The 17,273-nt window shown below is 60.7% G+C and carries 15 protein-coding genes; 6 read left to right on the plus strand and 9 right to left on the minus strand.

The window, feature by feature from the left end:
- Positions 1–109 precede the first annotated feature (109 nt).
- Complete coding sequence (locus tag HY852_RS00920) at positions 110–583, plus strand: hypothetical protein (RefSeq protein ID WP_291601775.1); 474 nt, start codon at positions 110–112, stop codon at positions 581–583.
- Between the two features lie 108 nt (positions 584–691).
- On the opposite strand, the gene HY852_RS00925 is transcribed toward HY852_RS00920, so the two are convergent.
- A complete protein-coding gene (locus HY852_RS00925) occupies positions 692–1,210 on the minus strand; it encodes a DUF1993 family protein (RefSeq protein ID WP_291601777.1) in 519 nt (172 codons plus the stop codon).
- Positions 1,211–1,647: 437 nt separating this feature from the next.
- Here HY852_RS00925 and HY852_RS00930 point away from each other — a divergent pair, with 437 nt between their 5' ends.
- Both HY852_RS00930 and HY852_RS00935 read left to right on the plus strand, forming a co-directional pair.
- Positions 1,648–2,733, plus strand: a complete 1,086-nt coding sequence (locus HY852_RS00930) for a DUF2336 domain-containing protein (protein WP_291601779.1) — start codon at positions 1,648–1,650, stop codon at positions 2,731–2,733.
- 279 nt (positions 2,734–3,012) lie between these two features.
- Positions 3,013–3,195, plus strand: a complete 183-nt coding sequence (locus HY852_RS00935) for a hypothetical protein (protein WP_291601781.1) — start codon at positions 3,013–3,015, stop codon at positions 3,193–3,195.
- A gap of 348 nt (positions 3,196–3,543) precedes the next feature.
- On the opposite strand, the gene HY852_RS00940 is transcribed toward HY852_RS00935, so the two are convergent.
- Positions 3,544–3,996 (minus strand): pyridoxamine 5'-phosphate oxidase family protein, encoded by a 453-nt coding sequence (locus tag HY852_RS00940; RefSeq protein ID WP_291601783.1) that lies wholly within the window; start codon positions 3,994–3,996, stop codon positions 3,544–3,546.
- A gap of 549 nt (positions 3,997–4,545) precedes the next feature.
- Between HY852_RS00940 and HY852_RS00945 the strand changes: the two genes are divergently transcribed.
- Positions 4,546–4,941, plus strand: a complete 396-nt coding sequence (locus HY852_RS00945; protein ID WP_291601785.1) for a response regulator — start codon at positions 4,546–4,548, stop codon at positions 4,939–4,941.
- A gap of 29 nt (positions 4,942–4,970) precedes the next feature.
- Here the strand turns inward: HY852_RS00945 and HY852_RS00950 are convergent, their stop codons facing one another.
- From HY852_RS00950 to HY852_RS00970, 5 genes are all read right to left on the minus strand, one after another.
- Positions 4,971–5,135: a hypothetical protein gene (locus HY852_RS00950; RefSeq protein ID WP_291601787.1), complete on the minus strand. Its 165-nt coding sequence runs from the start codon at positions 5,133–5,135 to the stop codon at positions 4,971–4,973.
- Between the two features lie 187 nt (positions 5,136–5,322).
- Positions 5,323–5,559, minus strand: coding sequence for a hypothetical protein (locus tag HY852_RS00955; protein ID WP_291601788.1), 237 nt, complete (start codon positions 5,557–5,559; stop codon positions 5,323–5,325).
- Positions 5,507–6,280, minus strand: coding sequence for an SDR family NAD(P)-dependent oxidoreductase (locus tag HY852_RS00960; RefSeq protein ID WP_291601790.1), 774 nt, complete (start codon positions 6,278–6,280; stop codon positions 5,507–5,509). Before HY852_RS00960 ends, HY852_RS00955 begins: the two co-directional genes overlap by 53 nt.
- 103 nt (positions 6,281–6,383) lie before the next feature.
- Positions 6,384–8,426, minus strand: coding sequence for an NADPH-dependent 2,4-dienoyl-CoA reductase (locus HY852_RS00965; protein WP_291601792.1), 2,043 nt, complete (start codon positions 8,424–8,426; stop codon positions 6,384–6,386).
- Positions 8,427–8,903: 477 nt separating this feature from the next.
- On the minus strand, positions 8,904–12,056 hold the full coding sequence (locus tag HY852_RS00970) for a VCBS domain-containing protein (protein ID WP_291601794.1): 3,153 nt from the start codon (positions 12,054–12,056) through the stop codon (positions 8,904–8,906).
- A gap of 478 nt (positions 12,057–12,534) precedes the next feature.
- Between HY852_RS00970 and HY852_RS00975 the strand changes: the two genes are divergently transcribed.
- Positions 12,535–13,188 (plus strand): FecR family protein, encoded by a 654-nt coding sequence (locus HY852_RS00975; protein WP_291601796.1) that lies wholly within the window; start codon positions 12,535–12,537, stop codon positions 13,186–13,188.
- A gap of 125 nt (positions 13,189–13,313) precedes the next feature.
- Positions 13,314–14,174, plus strand: a complete 861-nt coding sequence (locus tag HY852_RS00980; protein WP_291601798.1) for a tetratricopeptide repeat protein — start codon at positions 13,314–13,316, stop codon at positions 14,172–14,174.
- Positions 14,175–14,305: 131 nt separating this feature from the next.
- Here the strand turns inward: HY852_RS00980 and HY852_RS00985 are convergent, their stop codons facing one another.
- On the minus strand, positions 14,306–14,983 hold the full coding sequence (locus tag HY852_RS00985) for an endonuclease/exonuclease/phosphatase family protein (RefSeq protein WP_291601800.1): 678 nt from the start codon (positions 14,981–14,983) through the stop codon (positions 14,306–14,308).
- Entirely contained in the window at positions 14,983–17,157 is a 2,175-nt protein-coding gene (locus tag HY852_RS00990; protein ID WP_291601802.1) for a VTT domain-containing protein, read from the minus strand. Before HY852_RS00990 ends, HY852_RS00985 begins: the two co-directional genes overlap by 1 nt.
- Between the last annotated feature and the right edge of the window lie 116 nt (positions 17,158–17,273).

Below are 17,273 nucleotides of genomic sequence, written 5' to 3' on the forward strand. Positions count from 1 at the left end.
GGCGTCGCGGTGAAACGACCAAAATCTCGCACCTTTCTTTTTGCGAATCGTTCGCAATTTGCAATGATGTGCCCCGGTCGCCCACACAGTTCACCGGAAACACCAATCAATGCGCCTGCTCCATTCCTTGTCTGTCTTCGCGCTGATCTGCGCCACCCCTGCCGTCACATTGGCCGCCGGCAATCTGGCCGGCCAGGAGCCCATCGTGGTCACGGTTGAACTCGGCCGTCCGGGAGAGCATGTCTTCGTCCCCAGCAAGCTGCGCTTCGAGACCGGCAAGCTCTACAAGCTCGTGCTGAAGAACCCCAGCAACGATCCGCACTATTTCACCTCGCATGCTTTCAGCCAGATGGTCTTCACCCGCAAGGTCCAGGTCACCCAGGCGCGCGACGGCAAGACCGTTACCCTGGCCGAGTTCAAGGGCGCGATACGCGAGATCGAAGTCTATCCGGGGCAGTCGGCGGAATGGTGGTTCGTGCCGGTGGCATCCGGTCGAGCAACGGATTTACGCTGCGGTATCACCGCCAGCGATGGCAAGAGCCACGCCGATCATGGCATGGTCGGCGAGATCGTCATCGAGTAACTGTCCGCAACTTCGGACCGGAACGCGGCCCGGTGACAGGCTCCGGCGTAATCGATCATCGATTGCGGCACGTCGGCGGCTACCCTGGCGACAACCTGCCCTACCCGCTCACGTCTTCAGTTTCATCCTGCCCATGAAATCGCGTTTGCCCAGCGGCGCGCCCTTGTTACGCAGAATGGCGTAGGCAGTTGTCGCGTGGAAGAAGAAGTTCGGCAGCGAGAATGACATCAGAAATCCTTCCGCCGTGAACGGCAACGAGCGGTCGCCGAGCTTGAAGACGACGTCGCGGCCAATGACCGCGTCGACGGCTTCGGGAGTCCATCCTGAGAGTTCGTTGCGCGCTTCCGCTACCAAAGCCTGAAGCGCGGCATAGTCTTCGGATTTGGGAGATGGTGGAACGAATACACCGTTCCTTGCCGCCTCCATCGCGCCGCGCGAATGATGCGCGAGCGAGACGACCTGGAAGCGGAATGGCAGCATGTCGGGCGCCAGCCGCGTTTCGACCACCTCGGCCGGATCGGTGCCCGTCTCGCGGAAATGGGCGAGACTCTTGTCGAGGAAACCACTGACCGCCCCGAGGATTTGAAGATAGTTGGCGACAGTTGCGTCGTAGAGCGAAAAGGCCATGGGTCCCCCATTCCGTCGTTGTTCTTGTGCGCTACATTTCTCTTAAATTCGGCCGATTGCAAGCGGCGCGCCTGCCGCGAGAACTCGGCCGACGACGCGGAGACAGCGTCGGGCCGAGATTCACGCGGACGTTGGCCAATCCGAGGCAAACGATATGACATACAGGCCGCGATCGATGGATGGTTGCGCCGATGCTGGGGAGACGACAGACCGATCTCCCGCAGCGTCCTTTCGCTGTTGTTAACCGAGCGGCCGGCTGTTTCCGCGTAAGGCGTAGAGCTTTCTTAACAACTTACACGCGAACATATCGCAATTACAGCAAGTGACTTATGGCGCGCCATAACCATGGCGCGCCGCATGGAAGTTGTTTTTTGCGCTCTGGCGAAGTGAGCCAGAGAAGGAATACCCGACGTTCTCACGGCTGGTGGCGTTGTGCGATGCTCGGTCAGCAATCACTTCTGACAGAATTGGAAGAGACGGCATCCAGGGGAACACCTGAAAGCCGCCTGCGCGCTCTTTGGCATGCGACCGATCTTCTGATTGCCGGCACCTACTCCGAAGAGCAGATCTGGATTTTCGGAACGGTCATCGATCGACTTGCGCACGAGATCGAGACTGTTGCACGCGCCAAGCTTGCGAACAAGCTGGCCACCAGCAGGAACGCTCCCCTTCAGGTCATCGAGCGCCTGGCTCTGGATGATGACATCGAGATCGCCGGACCTGTCCTGATGCACTCGGAGCGGGTCGATGTCAGGACGCTCATCGTGAGCGCAAGATCGAAGGGTCAGCCGCACCTGCTGGCCATATCGAAGCGAAGATCCGTTCCGACTGCGGTCACCAACGTTCTGATCGTGCGCGGCTCCGGCGAGGTCGTCGGCACCCTGGCGGCCAACAATGGTGCGAGCTTTTCCGAGTTCGGATTTCTGAAGCTGGTGCAGCGCTCGGAAGGAGACTCGGTCATCGCCGAACAGCTTGGGCTTCGCAGGGACATTCCCCGCCACGTTTTCCAGCAATTGATAGCGAAAGCTTCCGAGGAGGTCAGGACAAAGCTCGAGCGCGAGCGTCCGGAAATGGCGACGGAGGTCGGGGATGTCGTCACCCGTCTCGCCGGGACCATTCACGCGAAATTTGGCCCGGCATCAAAGAACTATTTCGCGGCGAAGCGGATCGTGGCCAAGCTTTATGAGAGTGGCGGACTGGACGAAGACAAGGTGTTTGAATTCGCTCACTCTCTCAAATTCAACGAAACCGCCGCCGCGTTGTCGCTCTTGTGCGGACTACCCGCTCACGTTGTCGAGCGTGCCTTGATCGACAAGAACAGGGAAGTCGTTCTGATCCTGGCGAGAGCCATGACCTTTTCATGGCAGACGACCATGGCGTTGTTGTTTCTGGGAGCTCACAATTGTCGCATAACCGCCGGCGATCTGGACAGGTTGCAGAAGGACTTCCTGCGCCTGACGGTTGACAATTCCAGGCAAGTGCTGGCTCTCTATCGCTCTCGCAGAGAACTCGGTAGCGAGTGACGCCGCTTGATGTGCTCGCCAGTCCTGACGCTACTTGCCGAGGTGCTGAATGAGACCCTACACGCGAAGTGAAAAGATGAGGATCCTCGCCGGGGCCATTACGGCGGTGGTGATGACAAGCCTTATCGCCGTTATCGCGTTGGCATTCCTGATCGCGCCTCGCCGGTAGACCGCCATCGTGGCCCTGCGTGCGGCACCGGCCATTAACCGCTCGTTAGCCCTCCCTGCCGCAGCATCCGGATTACGCATTTCGCTGCACAGCGCGTCCGGGGAGACGGGATGACGAGAATCCAGCACCTTGAGGAGCAGGCGGCCCGCGCCGAGCGCCTGGCGGCGAGGATAACAGACGCGCTGACCATCGAGAAGCTGCTGTCCTTCGCCGCCGACCGGCGCCGCGAGGTCAACGCGATCAGTGCAGGGGCCGCGATGACGAGGATGGGCGGGCGGATCAGCAATGCATAGCCCGCCACTCGTTCGGGCAGGCCGGCGCGGTTGCGACGACAAAAAAAGCCCGTCGGAGCAACCGGCACCGACGGGCTTAGGCGGTTCACTAAGCCGGCCGGGGAGCTGGAGGCCGACGGGCTTGGTTCACGTGGCCAGCCTCGCTCGCTCCCGCCGGAAGTTCAGTCCAAAACTGAACATTGCTCCAGTCCGTGCTTGGTCGGCTGAACATAAGTTAAGCGAAATCGCTGTTCGTCCAAAAGGCGTGGGCTGTGCGAGCAGCATCTTTGCTCGCCCTTCGTTCAATTCCGTGCCTGCCCGGCGCTCTCATCGGCTGACCTGCCCTGTAGCGCCGGTCCATGCCGTTCCTCAGCACGTCACCAGTTCCGTGTGACCGAATCCCTTGGAGTAGTCGAGCACGGAAATCACCGTCGGCGTCAGGCGAAACAGGCGGATCTCGGAAGGTTTCGGCATCGGCAGGTCCATCGCCTTCTGCTCCGGATATCGCGACATCAGGAGATTGATCGCCTTCTCCGCTTCGGCCGGGTCGGTCACGACTTGCGCCCGGGCGGCCATGGACAGGCCGGTGATGTCCATGACTTGGGCGGGATCATCATCGATCGCCAGCGATACCCGATCGTCCCGCGCGAGATTGTTGGCCTTCTGGCTGTCGATGCCGCACAGGAAGTAGATGGCGAAGCCTTCGTTGGCATAGCCGACCGTCGTCACCTGCGGCCAGCCATCGGGCCGCAAGGTCGCGATCCGCATGGTGCGGTGCTGATCCAATAGCGCCTGGATCTCCTGTCTGATTGCGTCATCCATCGCGCGCCTCCACGTCTCGCTGCGTTACGCAACGCGACCGGAAACTTCGCATGGCGATTTGACGCAAACAGGGCGAATTCGCGCGCCTGGCCGATCCTCTCACAGCGCCAAAGATCCAGTCGGTGCGGGACTAGAGAAAAGGCCGGCGGGAGCTATGCCGCCGGCCTTCTCTTGCAGCTGCCGGCTCTGGTCCGGTTCCGCTGCAAATTCAGCTGCCTAAGCCTGACATCGGCATGGTAAATAAAACGTTAATGACCCGACTTTGAGGTAAGTCACAGATCGCGATCGTCACGAACGCGCGGGATGGGATGCGGTGAACGCGGCAGCGTCGGCGCGGGGAAATGGCAGACCGGTGCTCTCCGAGGCCTGAGCCGGGATGCGTGAGCTATCACCGACGTACAGGACGAACGCCGCTCATCGCTGCGCTCTGACTCCTCACGAAAAACTTTCGGCAGTTCCACTGTGCAGTTTTGAACCTTCGCCGCGGTGCGGCGTTGCGTTTCGGGAACTCTGAGTCCCCCTTGCGCGACCTTGGGGAGGAAAACACTATTGCCCGATGTGCCGGTTGTTTTGGCGGTCGAGGATGAGGAACTGCTCCAGGGCATGGTCCACGACGCCTTAAAGGATGGCGGCTTTGACCTCGTGATCGCGGCGTCCGGCAAGGACGCGCTGGCGCTGCTCACGAGCGGCGGGGTGAAGTACGCGGCGCTCGTGACCGACATCAATCTGAAGGACAGCATCAGCGGCTGGGAGGTGGCCCGGCAAGCCAGGGAAATCGATCCGTCATTCCCGGTCGTCTACATGACCGGCGCCAGCGCCGACCGATGGCCGTCGCTGGGTGTGCCCAACAGCATCCTCCTGCAGAAACCGTTTGCACCGGCGCAGCTGGTGACGGCCGTGTCCCAGCTTCTCAATGTCGCAGCATCGCCTTTGTCGCCCTTATAGCTCGCAGCGTCCCTGCGCGCCCGAGATAACTAATGCACCGTTGCCCACTCAGGTGGAGCAAGGTTTGTCAGCTCATAGACATGTTGCAGCTCGGCTTCGAGCCGCTCGTTCAGCAATAGCAGCGCTTGCAGCGCGCCGTGAACATCCCCGTTGCACTCTTCAATAAGTCCGTCGATCAGGTCGTTGATTGACACGGTTGTCCCCTCTGCACTCAGGTCAATAAACCGGTCCTATGCGGCGAAACTGAGTTTACTCCCCGTAATCCACACACCCATCAAGCTGAACCGAAACTGAAACGGTACCGCAGTTCCTGCTCCGAAAGTGTCGCATTCGCATGAAGGTTGACCATTTCCGCGAGTGCACGCAGCTCCCCTCGAGGTGTCAGTCACGCCCGCTCGCAAGGCCGTCCTCCTCGTAGCCGGCGTTGCCTTTGCGCAACGACTGCCACTGCTGGTCGTCGTGGCAGCAGATGACGGTCGCGCCGGATTCCTCGATCCGCCTCACCTCCTCGAGCGACTTCTGAAGCGCTTCAACATTCCACGTCTTCGCCTCCAGTTCATCGAATTCACCGGCGATGCTGTCCGTCGTCCACGCGAATGCACGTGCCGGTGACAGCATCGGATGCCGGGCTCACCAGGTAAAGCAGGGTGGAGTCCAGTTGAGCCGGATCGCCGAGGCGTTTGCGCGGAAAGTGCTGCGTGATATCGCCCACCCGACTGAGCATGCCGTCCATCATCTCGGAAGCGAACGCCCCTGGTGCAATCGCATTGACGTTGATCCCGAACCGCGCCCACTCCACCGCGAGTGCTTCAGTAATGCGAACGACCGCAGCCTTGCTCACGGAGTAGAGTGCGGCCCCGCCACCGGAGTAGTCAAACGCCGCCGCAGAGGCAATGTTGACGATCCGCCCCGGCTTACCTGCTTCGATCAATCGCCGCGCTACCTCGCATGAGAGCACGAAGGGCGCGCGTATGTTGATGTCGATGACCCTGTCGATAAGGTCCAACGGCATCTTGTGCGCCCGTTGGGCGTCGGGAATGCCGGCATTGTTGACCAGTATGGTGACGCTCCCCAGCTCCAACTCGGCCAAGGCAACCGCTCTGATCAGCTGCTCTGCGTCGGTCGCGTCCATCTGGATTGGAACAGCTTGGCCGCCCGCTTTCCCGATTTCGTTCGCCAGCGCCTCAAGCCGTTCGATTCTCCGCGCCGCCAACGCCACTTTGGCTCCGCAACTCGCCAACACCTTCGCGAAACGGAGACCAAGCCCGGATGAGGCACCAGTGACGAGTGCGGTCTGGCCCGTCAGGTCCGTCGAAGCATTCGGAAGTGGATAGGCCATTTCTCGGGCTCTCCCTCTGATTGAGACGTTGGTGCTCTTGATCTTTCAATGTGAGGCCGCGTTCTCGCCACCTTTCATCACACTGCCCGGCCGACTCAAGACGTCAGATCACCGCCGCCAGCCGCGTCGCCTGGTCGATCGCGCGCTTGGCATCGAGTTCAGCCGCCTCGAACGCACCGCCGATGAGGCTCGCCTTGATGCCGCGCGTCTGAAGATCGTCGTAGAGCTTGCGCAGCGATGTCTGCCCCGCGCAGACGATGACAGTGTCGACGTCAAACAGTTTGAATTCCCCGTTGACGCGGGTGTGCAGGCCGGCGTCATCGATCTTGAGATAATCGACACCGCTCAGCAAATGCACGCCGCGCCGCTGCAGTACCAGGCGGTGGGTCCAGCCGGTGGTGCGACCGAGATTCCGGCCGACCGCGTCGGCCTTGCGCTGCATCAGGAACACCTCGCGACCGGAACTCGCGACGTCGGGCTTCACCCCGGTCACGCCACCGCGCGGATGATTCCTGAAGTCGATACCCCATTCCCGCGCGAAAACGTCAATGTCCAGCGCGGCCGATATCCCGGCATGTGTGATCAGCTCGGCGATGTCGAAGCCGATACCACCAGCACCGATGATGGCCACCTTCCGGCCCACTTTGCGGCGACCAAGAATGGCGTCGATGTAGCCCACGACCTTGGAATGATCGATACCTTCGATATTTGGAACGCGCGGCTCGATGCCGGTGGCCACGATGACCTCGTCGAACCCTTCGGACTTGAGCGCGTCAGCGTCGACGCGCGTATTGAGGCGGAGCTCGACACCACGCACCGCGATCATGCGCCGGAAGTAGCGGAGCGTTTCCTCGAACTCCTCCTTGCCTGGGATCTTCCGCGCAAGGTTGAACTGACCGCCAATCTCGGGACCGGCCTCGAACAGGGTTACGTTGTGGCCCCGTTCGGCCGCGGTCGTGGCGAATGCCAGACCCGCGGGTCCTGCGCCGACCACAGCAATGCGCTTGGGCACGGACGTTGGGTTGAAGGCCAACTCCGTCTCATGGCACGCGCGCGGGTTGACCAGGCAGCTGACCAGCCGCCCGGTGAAGGTATGGTCGAGGCAGGCCTGATTACAGGCAATGCAGGTATTGATCTCATCCTCCCGCCCCTCCGCCGCCTTGCGCACGAGCTCGGGATCCGCGAGCATCGGACGCGCCATGGAGACAATATCGGCGTCCCCACGCACTAGAACGTCTTCGGCCACTCGCGGCATGTTGATGCGGTTCGACGTGATCATCGGCACACCCAGCTCCCTGCGCAGCCGGCCAGTCACCTGGGTAAAGGCAGCGCGAGGCACCATTGTAGCGATCGTCGGTACGAAGGCTTCGTGCCAGCAGAAATGGGTGGAGATGATGTTGACGCCGGCGGCGACCACCGCCTTGCCAAGCGCTATAACCTCCTCCCTGGCGAGCCCGCCTTCCAGCATGTCCATGGCGGAGATACGGAAGATGAGGATAAAATTGGGGCCAACCGCTGCACGCACGCGCTTGATCACTTCGACCGGAAAGCGCATGCGGTTCTCGAACGAGCCGCCCCAGCGATCGGTTCGGCGGTTGGTCTTCTCGACCAGAAAGGTCGAGATAAGATATCCGCCCGAGCCGATGATCTCGACGCCGTCATAACCCGCCGACCGGGCGAGTGCGGCGCAATTGGCGAAATCGGCAATCTGCTTTTCGATGCCGGCCTCATCGAGCTCCTGAGGTACAAAGGCGCCGATCCGCGACTTTACCGCCGAGGGTGCGACGCACTCCGGCGTGCGCGCAAGAGGACCCGCGTGCAGGATCTGCATGCAGATCTTCACGTCCGGGTCGGCCGCATGAACTGCCTCCGTAACGAGGCGGTGCTGCGCGGCTTCCTCGGGGGTGGACAGTTTCGCGCCGTGGCCGCTCGCCTCAAAATTCGGCGGGATACCGCCGGTGATGATCATCCCGACGCCGTTCTTCGCGCGTTCGGCGAAGAAGACGGCCTGCCTGGCGAAGCCGTTCTCGGCCTCCTCGAGCCCGGTGTGCATCGAGCCCATGAGCGCGCGGTTCTTTAGCTTCGTGAACCCGAGATCAAGTGGAGAAAACAGCTTCGAATATTTCTGGCCGGCAATCGCAATCATCGGACGCATCCCCTCCCCAAGCTGCTCGTACCCGAGCATCGTACTGCGAGCTCCGCGACAATTCGCATAGGCCGGCCCCCGCAATAAGCCAGCGCATCTTCAGGGGCGCGACGACTCCTGAGCCGTGCCCCCATTGACTCCCAAACCAAAATGGCGGTCCCGCACCAGCCACACTTGCGTCTAGTAGCTGGCTATGACGCCGTTCACTTAAGGGCGGTTCATCACCGGCAGGCCAATCAACAGTCCGCATGGCGCGTTCGGCCGCGTTTGTGCACACGGCGCGAAAACAGGCGCGCGCCTGTATCAGGCGGTCGCCGCCGATATCTGTTGCCGTAATGAGTTCTGCCGCCGCTTTGCCCAGGAGCGCCGTTTCTGCGCGGCCGTCATCCCTTGGATCGGCTCACTTGGCTGCCGGCGCGCGCCCATTCGTGGAGAACCGAAGCGGCGCAGCGCGCCTTGCGACGACTGGGACGGTGATCAGGTCAGGTGGAAAGCGGACTCCTGGAGCTGCGCAGCCGCTACCCCCTTCAGCGTAATGGTGTTCAGGGCGGTTGCGTCGGTGATGATCGTATTTGGACCGGAATCGGTCGCCGCCGCCAGAATCTCGGTGATGCTGCCGAACAGGCTGTGGCTGATCTCAATCCTGTCATTGTTGGGATCGAAATCGCCTATCGTCGCGGCTCCGAAGCCGGCATTAAACACGAAGGTGTCGACCCCGCCGCCGCCGAAAATCGTTACATTGTTGCCGACGTTGTTGAAGGTCTCGTCCGCGTCAGTACCGCTGACGACGCTCAACGCCGACGTGTTCTGTGACGTGTTGGCTCCGACGATCGAGATCGTCAGCTCCTGGTTTCCGACATCGCCCTGGCCATCATTGACCTGCGTGTTGAAGCGAATGGTAAGCTCGTCACCGGACTTCAGGAAATCGAGATCGGCAACGGCGGGATTGTACGTCCACTGCAGGGTCTGCGTTCCGCCATTCGTTTGCACGGTATCAAAGGTGATGCTGGCGGCTTGGATCAGCGCCGTCACATCGGCGCCGGCCGGCAGCGTCGTCGACCCGTCGGATCCGGCGAATTCGATGGTGGCGTCGCCGATCACAGATCCGGTCAGCGTGTCTCCGACATCGGGATCGTATACCGTGAGCGCTCCCGAGATCGGCGCCAGGAGCTTTGCATGGATATCCCCGAATGATCCGGCAGAAATGTTCTCGATCTCGAATGCGTTTGCGTTGCCCGACTGCAGTACAACCCTGTCGAAGGGACCAAGGCCGGCGAATTGCACGTAACCGTTCCAGTTGAACACGCCCGGGTGTCCGCTCAAGAGTGGAAGGATATCGACGCCGGTATAGGATGCAACCAGGGTCGCCCCATCGTAGAAGGAGATGGTGTTGAACGGATCCACCGTGCCCCAATACAGGCCAAAGGCATTTTTCTCCGAGCCGAACGTGATCGTTTCGGTACCACCGGCGCTAACGCTCAAGAAGTTGGTCGTATCCGGGTTTCCCGACGGTCCGAGGAACAGGGACACGCCGACGCCGGGAATCGTTTCGTTGATGACTGCCGCAAGTCCTGATCCTGAGAATGTCGCATCGAGCACTGCGCTGTAGAAATTGCCATGAATGGCATCGGAGCCGGCCGGCAGGTTGTCGAACGTTTCGGTACTCAGGCCGAACGAGTTTGTACTCGCCCCCGCCGCCAGCACGAACGGATTGACAATGACGGACTGCTTCGGCGGGTTGATCTCATTCACGATCGTCGGCGCATCGTTGATTCCGGCAACGACCAGCGTCACGGTCGCAGTCGCGGTTCCTCCATGACCGTCATCTATCGTGTAGGTAAAGGCATCGGTCGCGGTCCCGCCGGCTCGGAGTGCCACCAGTGCAGCGGAGTCCGTTGGATCGAAGACGATATCGGGACCCGACAGCGTCACCGTCGCACCTTTGGCGCTGGTCCCGCTTACCGAAACGATCGTTGCCTGATCCCCGCTGTCCGGATCTGTATCGTTCGCAAGCAGGGTACTCGCAGCAATCGTCAGCTTGGGATCCGCGCTGGCGCCGGCCTTGACCTCGCCATCACCCGCTTGGGGCAATGGCAACACGTCATCATTCGCGGTCGGGCTGTCATTGCTTCCGCTGACGCTGATCAGCACCATCTTTGGAGTGCCGTCCACGGTGGTCACCGTGAATGTGTCGGTCAGCGTGCTGCCGACATTGATCGCCTGCACCGCGCTGGCGGCATTATTGAGCGTGTAGATCCACGCGCCCGCCGCCGTCATCGTGAAGGTGCCGAAGCCGCCCGCGCTCGCCGTTGGCGAACTGACCGCCGTGAAGGTGTCGGGCGGATTGTCGACGTCGGTACTGGTGAGAGTGCCGGCCGCGCTCGGCGTGGCGAGCGTGGCATTCGCAACGCCACCAGCCTCGATCACTGAACCGGTCGCGGTCCCGGCAATGATGGCCGCGTCGTTGGCACCGTTGATGGTGATCGTGAAGGGCTGATCGCCCGCGAGTATGCCGTCCGATACCGTGATACTGAAGCTCTCGGTCGTGGGCGTCGTCAGCGCGTTGATAGCGCCACTATCGGGAACGAAGATGTAGGCGCCGCTCGTGCTACTGACGAAAAGCGTGCCATACGAGCCAGTCTTCGACACATCATATGTCACCCCATCCATTACGGTGGCGCCCGCGGCCCCTCCGCTGATGCCGTAGGTCAGTGTGGCATCGGTCAGGGGACTGGTGCCTACGAACGTTCCGCTGGTCGCGGTGAAGGTGTCAAACACAATCGTGTCAATTTCGATCGGCCCCGCCGGCGCATTCAGTGTCGGACGTATGATCAAGAGCTCAGGGGGTGGGACGACGACCGACGGCAGCGGTGGGAGCGGATCTTGCGCCGGCGGGGCTTCGACCGGCTTGAAATTGATCGGTTGCAGCGGCAGCGGCGCAAAGAAGTCGGGTGTGCTCGACCCGGAGCCACCCAGCCCTTTCTCGGAGGTGGCATGCACCTCCTGTTGGGCAAGCTGTAACTCCTCCATTCGAGTAGAAGTATTCGCGACTTGGTTCACGCTGACCGACGAGCCAGTCCTGCTTAGGACAATCGTCTCTCCGGGGTCTTCAACAATGATGCGTCGCGGGATCGCCTCCTTGGTTATGAGCTCGAACACGCCGTGCTCGAGGTCTTTATATGTGATGCTGTCGTCATCCAGGAAAGTGACATTCGGATCCGCGGCCTGGGCGTCCTTCACGATCGAGAAGACCAGTGCTGCGAGCGACAGCATGCCGATCCCGGCGGAATTGGCCCGGCCGCGAATGGTTCCAAAAGGCGTGTCGACCCTGAGGGAACCGGCTTCTGCCGCTTGGCCGCAAATGAAAGCGAAGATCCCTCTGGTCACCGTGAACAGGACCGAATGCGAGGTGCCGTTCGGGTCGCGGACGAATTCGTCTAGCGCCACGCGACTGCTGCACGACAGGTTGAGCACGGTGCCGTCGATGAAGCGGATCCCGATCCGCCCATCGGCCGCGGTCTCGATCACGTCACCTTGGCAAACAGGATCGCCAACCATCACTTCAACGGCAACGCCGGCGGCACGCCTGAGGGTACTGCAACCGCTCGCCGTCTCGACGCTTCCGATCACTTGGGGAACCAAGGCCTCCCCGGCCTTGCATTCGTCCCCGAACTTGCCGTGAGGCCCAATCAACATTGGCTTCGACCTCGCCTGCCGAGCAACTAAAGCCTATCGCGGCGCCGCGTATTCTTCCTCAGACTTTTTGACGCGCCGTGATGTCACGATATTTGACGACGGCACTTCTACGCTGGCTCGCCGAAACGTCCTGATCCGAAACGACCCAATCATCTCAGGAAGCGAGCGCTACGTCGGGAACTGCCTCGTCGCGATGCGCCGCACTCCCATCAAGTATTATTGAGTTAATCTAAGCGTCCGAAATGTGACATTCTAGCGGCATGTGCGCCAGCACTCGGGAGAAGATGTGGTAGACGTGCGACATAGATAGGATGGACTAGTCTATAAGGACTAGTCGACCATGGTTCATAATGCGATCTAAGTTCCCCCGTGGCGGCCGTACGATCAAGATCTTCTCAGGAAGGAGGGGATCATGTGCACACACACACTTTCTGTCTTGGTGACGAGTTTCGCTTTGTTGCTGGGTGGTTTCTTGCCTGGTCCGGCTCAAGCGCAGATCAACTCTGCCAAACCCGCCGCTCAGGACGTCGCATCGAAACCCATTGGGAAAGTCGTGACCGTCACAGGGTCGGTCACAATTGATCATGCCGGTGCTGTCGTCGTTCAGGCAAGTCTCTCCGGTCAAGCCGGTCAGACGAAGGTTGGTGACCTCGTCTATTTGGGCGACATGGTCCAGACCGGAGCCGATGGACGGGTCGGCATCAACTTTACTGATGGCACCTCGTTCAATCTGTCCAGCAACGCCCGCATGGAGTTGAACGAGTTCGTGTACGACCCAAATGGAAAGTCCAACTCGACCTTGTTCAACCTCACCAAGGGAACGTTCACTTTCGTTGCCGGAAACATCGCGAAGAGTGGCGACATGAGGATCGACACGCCGGTCGCAACCATGGGCATCCGAGGCACCACGCCGCACGTCGAAATTTCGGACGACGGAACAGCCAGATTTTCTACCCTGATTGAACAGGGCAAGAGCAAACCCACGCCAAGGAGAGCACCTGCGGCGCAGAAACCCGAACAAAGCACCGACCACAAGTTAAACTTGAACATCTGTCGCGGGTGCTAGGATAGCTTCTTGGGCAAGCCTTTCACATTGGGCACACTTTTCACAACAAGGCATCTATCGGGCGTGCGACGCCCGCGCTGATCAACGACAGCACCTTCCCTAATTCCACAATCGGAACCCCTGATATGGAATTTAGTCCAAGAGCGGGCATCATCGACGGCGTGGCGTCCATGCTGATCTTGCTCTCGCTGGGGTCACCGGCGGCGGCGCAGAATGCGCAGAAGGACAGCTATTTCAGGAATATTGAGTTGTGCAACGGCTCTGATCACACCTCGCTTGAACCTCGGATCGATGGTTGCACGGCGCTGATCGATGCAGGTCAAGGCACTACGGCTGCCTTGGCTATCGCCTACAACAATCGTGGCGTCGCCTACACGGCAAAGGGGGACTACGACCGCGCCATCCAGGACTTCGACCAATCGATGAAGCTGAACCGCATTTACGCCAAGCCCTTCAACAACCGCGGCGTGGCTTACCTGAGGAAGGGCGAGTATGAGCTCGCGATCCAGGACTTCGACGAAGCGATCAAGCTTAAGCCAAACTACGGCGAAGCGTTCGCCAACCGCGCCGGCGCCTACCTTAAGCGAAATGAGTACGATCGCGCGGCTCGGGACTACGACCAGGCAATTCGCCTTGAGCCCGCTTTGGACACCGCTTGGAGCGGACGCTGTTGGACCCGGGCCGTCCTGGGTGCGCTGCAGCCGGCGCTGGAGGACTGCAACAAGGCGCTTCAGTCGCGGCCGAACAGCGCCGCCACGTATGACTCGCGTGGCCTGATCTACCTGAAGATGGGCCAAATCGACGCGGCTATCGATGACTATAGCTCTGCGCTGCGCATCGACCCGAAGCTGGCGAGCGCGCTCTATGGGCGCGGGCTTGCCAAGCTGAAGAAGGGCGACAAACCTGGCAGCGACACCGATCTTTCAACGGCAACGACAATCCAGGCCAGGATCGGCGACGACTTCACGCGTTATGGGGTGCGGTAGAAACAAGCCATCATCTTCGGGATAGTCTCGCGGCCGCCCTGCGGAGGGCGGTCCTGCGGCTCCGCCGCAGAGATTCACGATCGTCAGACGGCGACAGGAAGTCCCGGCCTCGGCTCCTGGTGAGTGAGGGTCTATTTGAACTCGACATCGGCAAGCACGGGACAATGGTCTGAATACGCGCGCGCGTCGCGGTCTGTCCACGCGGTCCGAATTCGACCTCCGCGCGCGACGTAAATCCGGTCCAGCCGCAGTACCGGAAAGCGCGAGGGAAAGGTGCGCAGCCGTGTGCGGCTCGGGCAGGTCTGTGCCAGCACCCGCCTGACGGATTTCACCCAGAACCAATCATTGAAATCGCCAACCACAACCGTTCTCGTCGCCCGGATCAGGCTCGCAAGGGCCTGGGCCTGCGCATACCTCTCATGGATGCTCAGCCCAAGATGAGTCGCAACGACCCTGACTTCTCCAGGCGGCGCCTGTATGCGCGCCGAAATAGCCCTCCGCGGCTCGCGCTCTCGATAGGAAACATCGATAACGGCTGGTGCCTCGGAGAACGGAAAGCGGCTCAACAGCATCTGTCCGTAATCGCCGTCCTCCGTGACAATCGATCTGGCGTCGATCCGGTGGTCGCCGACCGCAGTCGCCAGCCGGGCAAACGGATCATCCTTTCGTCCCCGCGAATCGATTTCCTGAAGCGCGACGACGTCCGGCGACCATTTGCGAATGACCGCGCAAACGCCGTCCAGATCGAATTTGGGATTGAGAGTGAAGGTGCCATGAACATTCCAGGTCATGAACCGCAGCGTACTCATCAGGTCTGCCGCCCTGCCAGCCATGTCACGAGGAACTGAGCTCCGAGACAAATCGCAATCCAACCTGCGATCGCAAGCGCAAGCAGCAACGCGCTGGTCCATGACGCACTTCTCGCCAGATCTGCGATCTGGGATCCCAAGGCGGCCATCGCAAGAATTCCCGGAGTCATGCCAAGGATCGTGCCGATCAGGAAATCGCGGGCACTCAACTTGCTGGCGCCTGCCACGACATTCACGATCGAAAATGGTGCGACCGGCACCATCCGGATGATGGCAACGGCTAGAATCCCTCGGCCAACAATGCGGCCCTGGACACGAGAGGCGCGTGGCCCGAGAAGTCGCTGCAACCGCCGATGACCGAGCGCCCTGCCAATCGCAAACAGGATCGCTGCACTCAGGAGCACGCCTGCGGTCGCGCTGAGAAATCCCAGCCAGGGCCCGAGCGCCGCGGCGGTCGCCGCGATGAGGACAAGAACGGGAAAGATGACGAGCCCGCCAATGACAAACGCCGCAATCGCAAGCAGCGGGGCGACGGTAGATTGCGAATACGGCGATATCAGCGAGGAAATGAAACCGACGTCGGCAAAATCGCTCAAGGAAGAGTAGTACCAAACGAGGGAGAGCCCGATAAGCGCAATGGAGATGCCCGATACTCCCAATATGGTCTTGGCAGTCCACATGCGGCTTGCGGCTCGCTCGAGATTGAGGGGTTGCTTGGGGTCGGCGACGGGCTGGACCAGACTGGCCACGCTACTTGTCGGGGGGCACGTCTCAATTGGCTTCAGTGACTTCTGTCTGCCGCTGGCTGATATCTTGTCCAGAAATGCAAAGAGGTCGGCTTCGTTGTTCTCGATTTCCTTCTCACCTGCTCCGCAGAAATGCCCGATGAGCTGCCGACGCAGACCAGCGACGAACTTCCGATGATCATCTGATGACGCCTCAAAGACGAGATCGCACTCGGTATCCGCGCCCATAGATCGATTGTTGAGGTTGGCCGATCCGATCCGCAAGATGTCATCGTCGACGATCATCAGCTTGCTGTGAACCATAACAGCGGCTTCCGATCGCTCGTCTCGCGACGACGGGTGCACAATGCGAATTCTCTCCATGACATCGGCCGCAACGAACCGGTCAATAAAACCCCCGCGCCCGTTCTGCATCGACTGCGACTCGAGCCAGGACGAATGCAGCTTGGGCGTGACGATCAGGACGCGCAGGGAGGGAACGCGCAGCATTCGCTCCGCGAGGATACGCGCCAGGTCGGTCGCACTGGTGAACTGGTTCTCGATATAGATGAATCGGTTGGCCGCATTGATGCATGCCTCGAACAGTCGTTCGACCTCGTTCACGCGCCGGCGGCTCGCCGTCTGTATCTCCGTCCTGGCCACTCCCGTCGGGATGCCCTCGGCGTGAATGGGCACCGAGACCGGCCAGCGATCGCCCGGCACCGGTCGGGGGCCCTCGATCGCACAACCAGCGGCCTGCCACCTTTGTTCAGCCAGCTCAGCCAGTGTCGCGGCAGCCTCTCCATCGACCATGCACTGGACGTCGTGGAAAGGCGGATACGCCCTGCCCTCGGGATCGCATCGAAGCGGGTGAACAGGCAAGTGCTCGCTGGTGTCCCAGCGGCGGATTGTGAGATCGAGACCACCGACGAATGCGACCGAATTGTCGATTGCAACGATCTTCTGATGCTGGGCCGAACCCAGTGGAAGGCTGGAATCAAAACAGATACGAAGGCGATCCGGAGCTCCCGACGTGAATTTTTGGACCGAGTTCCACTCGCGCTCGGCTGCATAAAGGGCGGCAAAATCCCAGATCAGAATGTTTATCCGAAGCTCGGGTCTATTCGTCAGCAGCTTCCGAAGGAAGGGACCGAGCTCTTCGGGAAAACCATCGTCGGCTCGCGCGGAGGCGCCGACGAGCCGGGTTTGGCTGTGGATGTCCCAGCCGATGATGTACACCTGCTGCCTTGCGAGCAGAAGCGAACTCCGCAAAGCCCCGAAGTACGCCGCAGCATCGTTCAGGACGGCCAGCCTTCCTGCCTCGCAACGTCTCCAGACGGTATCGCCCGGAACAAGTATAGATGAACTCTGGAGCACTCGGCACATCAGCTTGATCAGCACCAACCGCCCGAAATGGTGACGAATAATCCCGAACTCAGTGCCGCTCATCAACACTCTGACGGCATTGCTGTTCCTGATCAGCTGCCGGTTCCGGTTCCATCGCGTCCCTGCCCCAATACAGCGTTCCGCAGCGGGAACTCACGCTCGAGGATTGCCGATGGCGT

Origin of the sequence: Bradyrhizobium sp. (assembly GCF_016213215.1) — a bacterium.
GTDB lineage: Bacteria > Pseudomonadota > Alphaproteobacteria > Rhizobiales > Xanthobacteraceae > Bradyrhizobium.

Excerpts from the sequence above, each read along its gene's own strand:
- HY852_RS00920 (WP_291601775.1), top strand. The coding sequence starts at position 110 with ATGCGCCTGCTCCATTCCTTGTCTGTCTTCGCGCTGATCTGCGCCACC.
- HY852_RS00925 (WP_291601777.1), bottom strand. The coding sequence starts at position 1,210 with ATGGCCTTTTCGCTCTACGACGCAACTGTCGCCAACTATCTTCAAATC.
- HY852_RS00930 (WP_291601779.1), top strand. The coding sequence starts at position 1,648 with ATGCTCGGTCAGCAATCACTTCTGACAGAATTGGAAGAGACGGCATCC.
- HY852_RS00935 (WP_291601781.1), top strand. The coding sequence starts at position 3,013 with ATGACGAGAATCCAGCACCTTGAGGAGCAGGCGGCCCGCGCCGAGCGC.
- HY852_RS00940 (WP_291601783.1), bottom strand. The coding sequence starts at position 3,996 with ATGGATGACGCAATCAGACAGGAGATCCAGGCGCTATTGGATCAGCAC.
- HY852_RS00955 (WP_291601788.1), bottom strand. The coding sequence starts at position 5,559 with ATGCTGTCACCGGCACGTGCATTCGCGTGGACGACGGACAGCATCGCC.
- HY852_RS00960 (WP_291601790.1), bottom strand. The coding sequence starts at position 6,280 with ATGGCCTATCCACTTCCGAATGCTTCGACGGACCTGACGGGCCAGACC.
- HY852_RS00965 (WP_291601792.1), bottom strand. The coding sequence starts at position 8,426 with ATGATTGCGATTGCCGGCCAGAAATATTCGAAGCTGTTTTCTCCACTT.
- HY852_RS00975 (WP_291601796.1), top strand. The coding sequence starts at position 12,535 with ATGTGCACACACACACTTTCTGTCTTGGTGACGAGTTTCGCTTTGTTG.
- HY852_RS00980 (WP_291601798.1), top strand. The coding sequence starts at position 13,314 with ATGGAATTTAGTCCAAGAGCGGGCATCATCGACGGCGTGGCGTCCATG.
- HY852_RS00985 (WP_291601800.1), bottom strand. The coding sequence starts at position 14,983 with ATGAGTACGCTGCGGTTCATGACCTGGAATGTTCATGGCACCTTCACT.
- HY852_RS00990 (WP_291601802.1), bottom strand. The coding sequence starts at position 17,157 with ATGAGCGGCACTGAGTTCGGGATTATTCGTCACCATTTCGGGCGGTTG.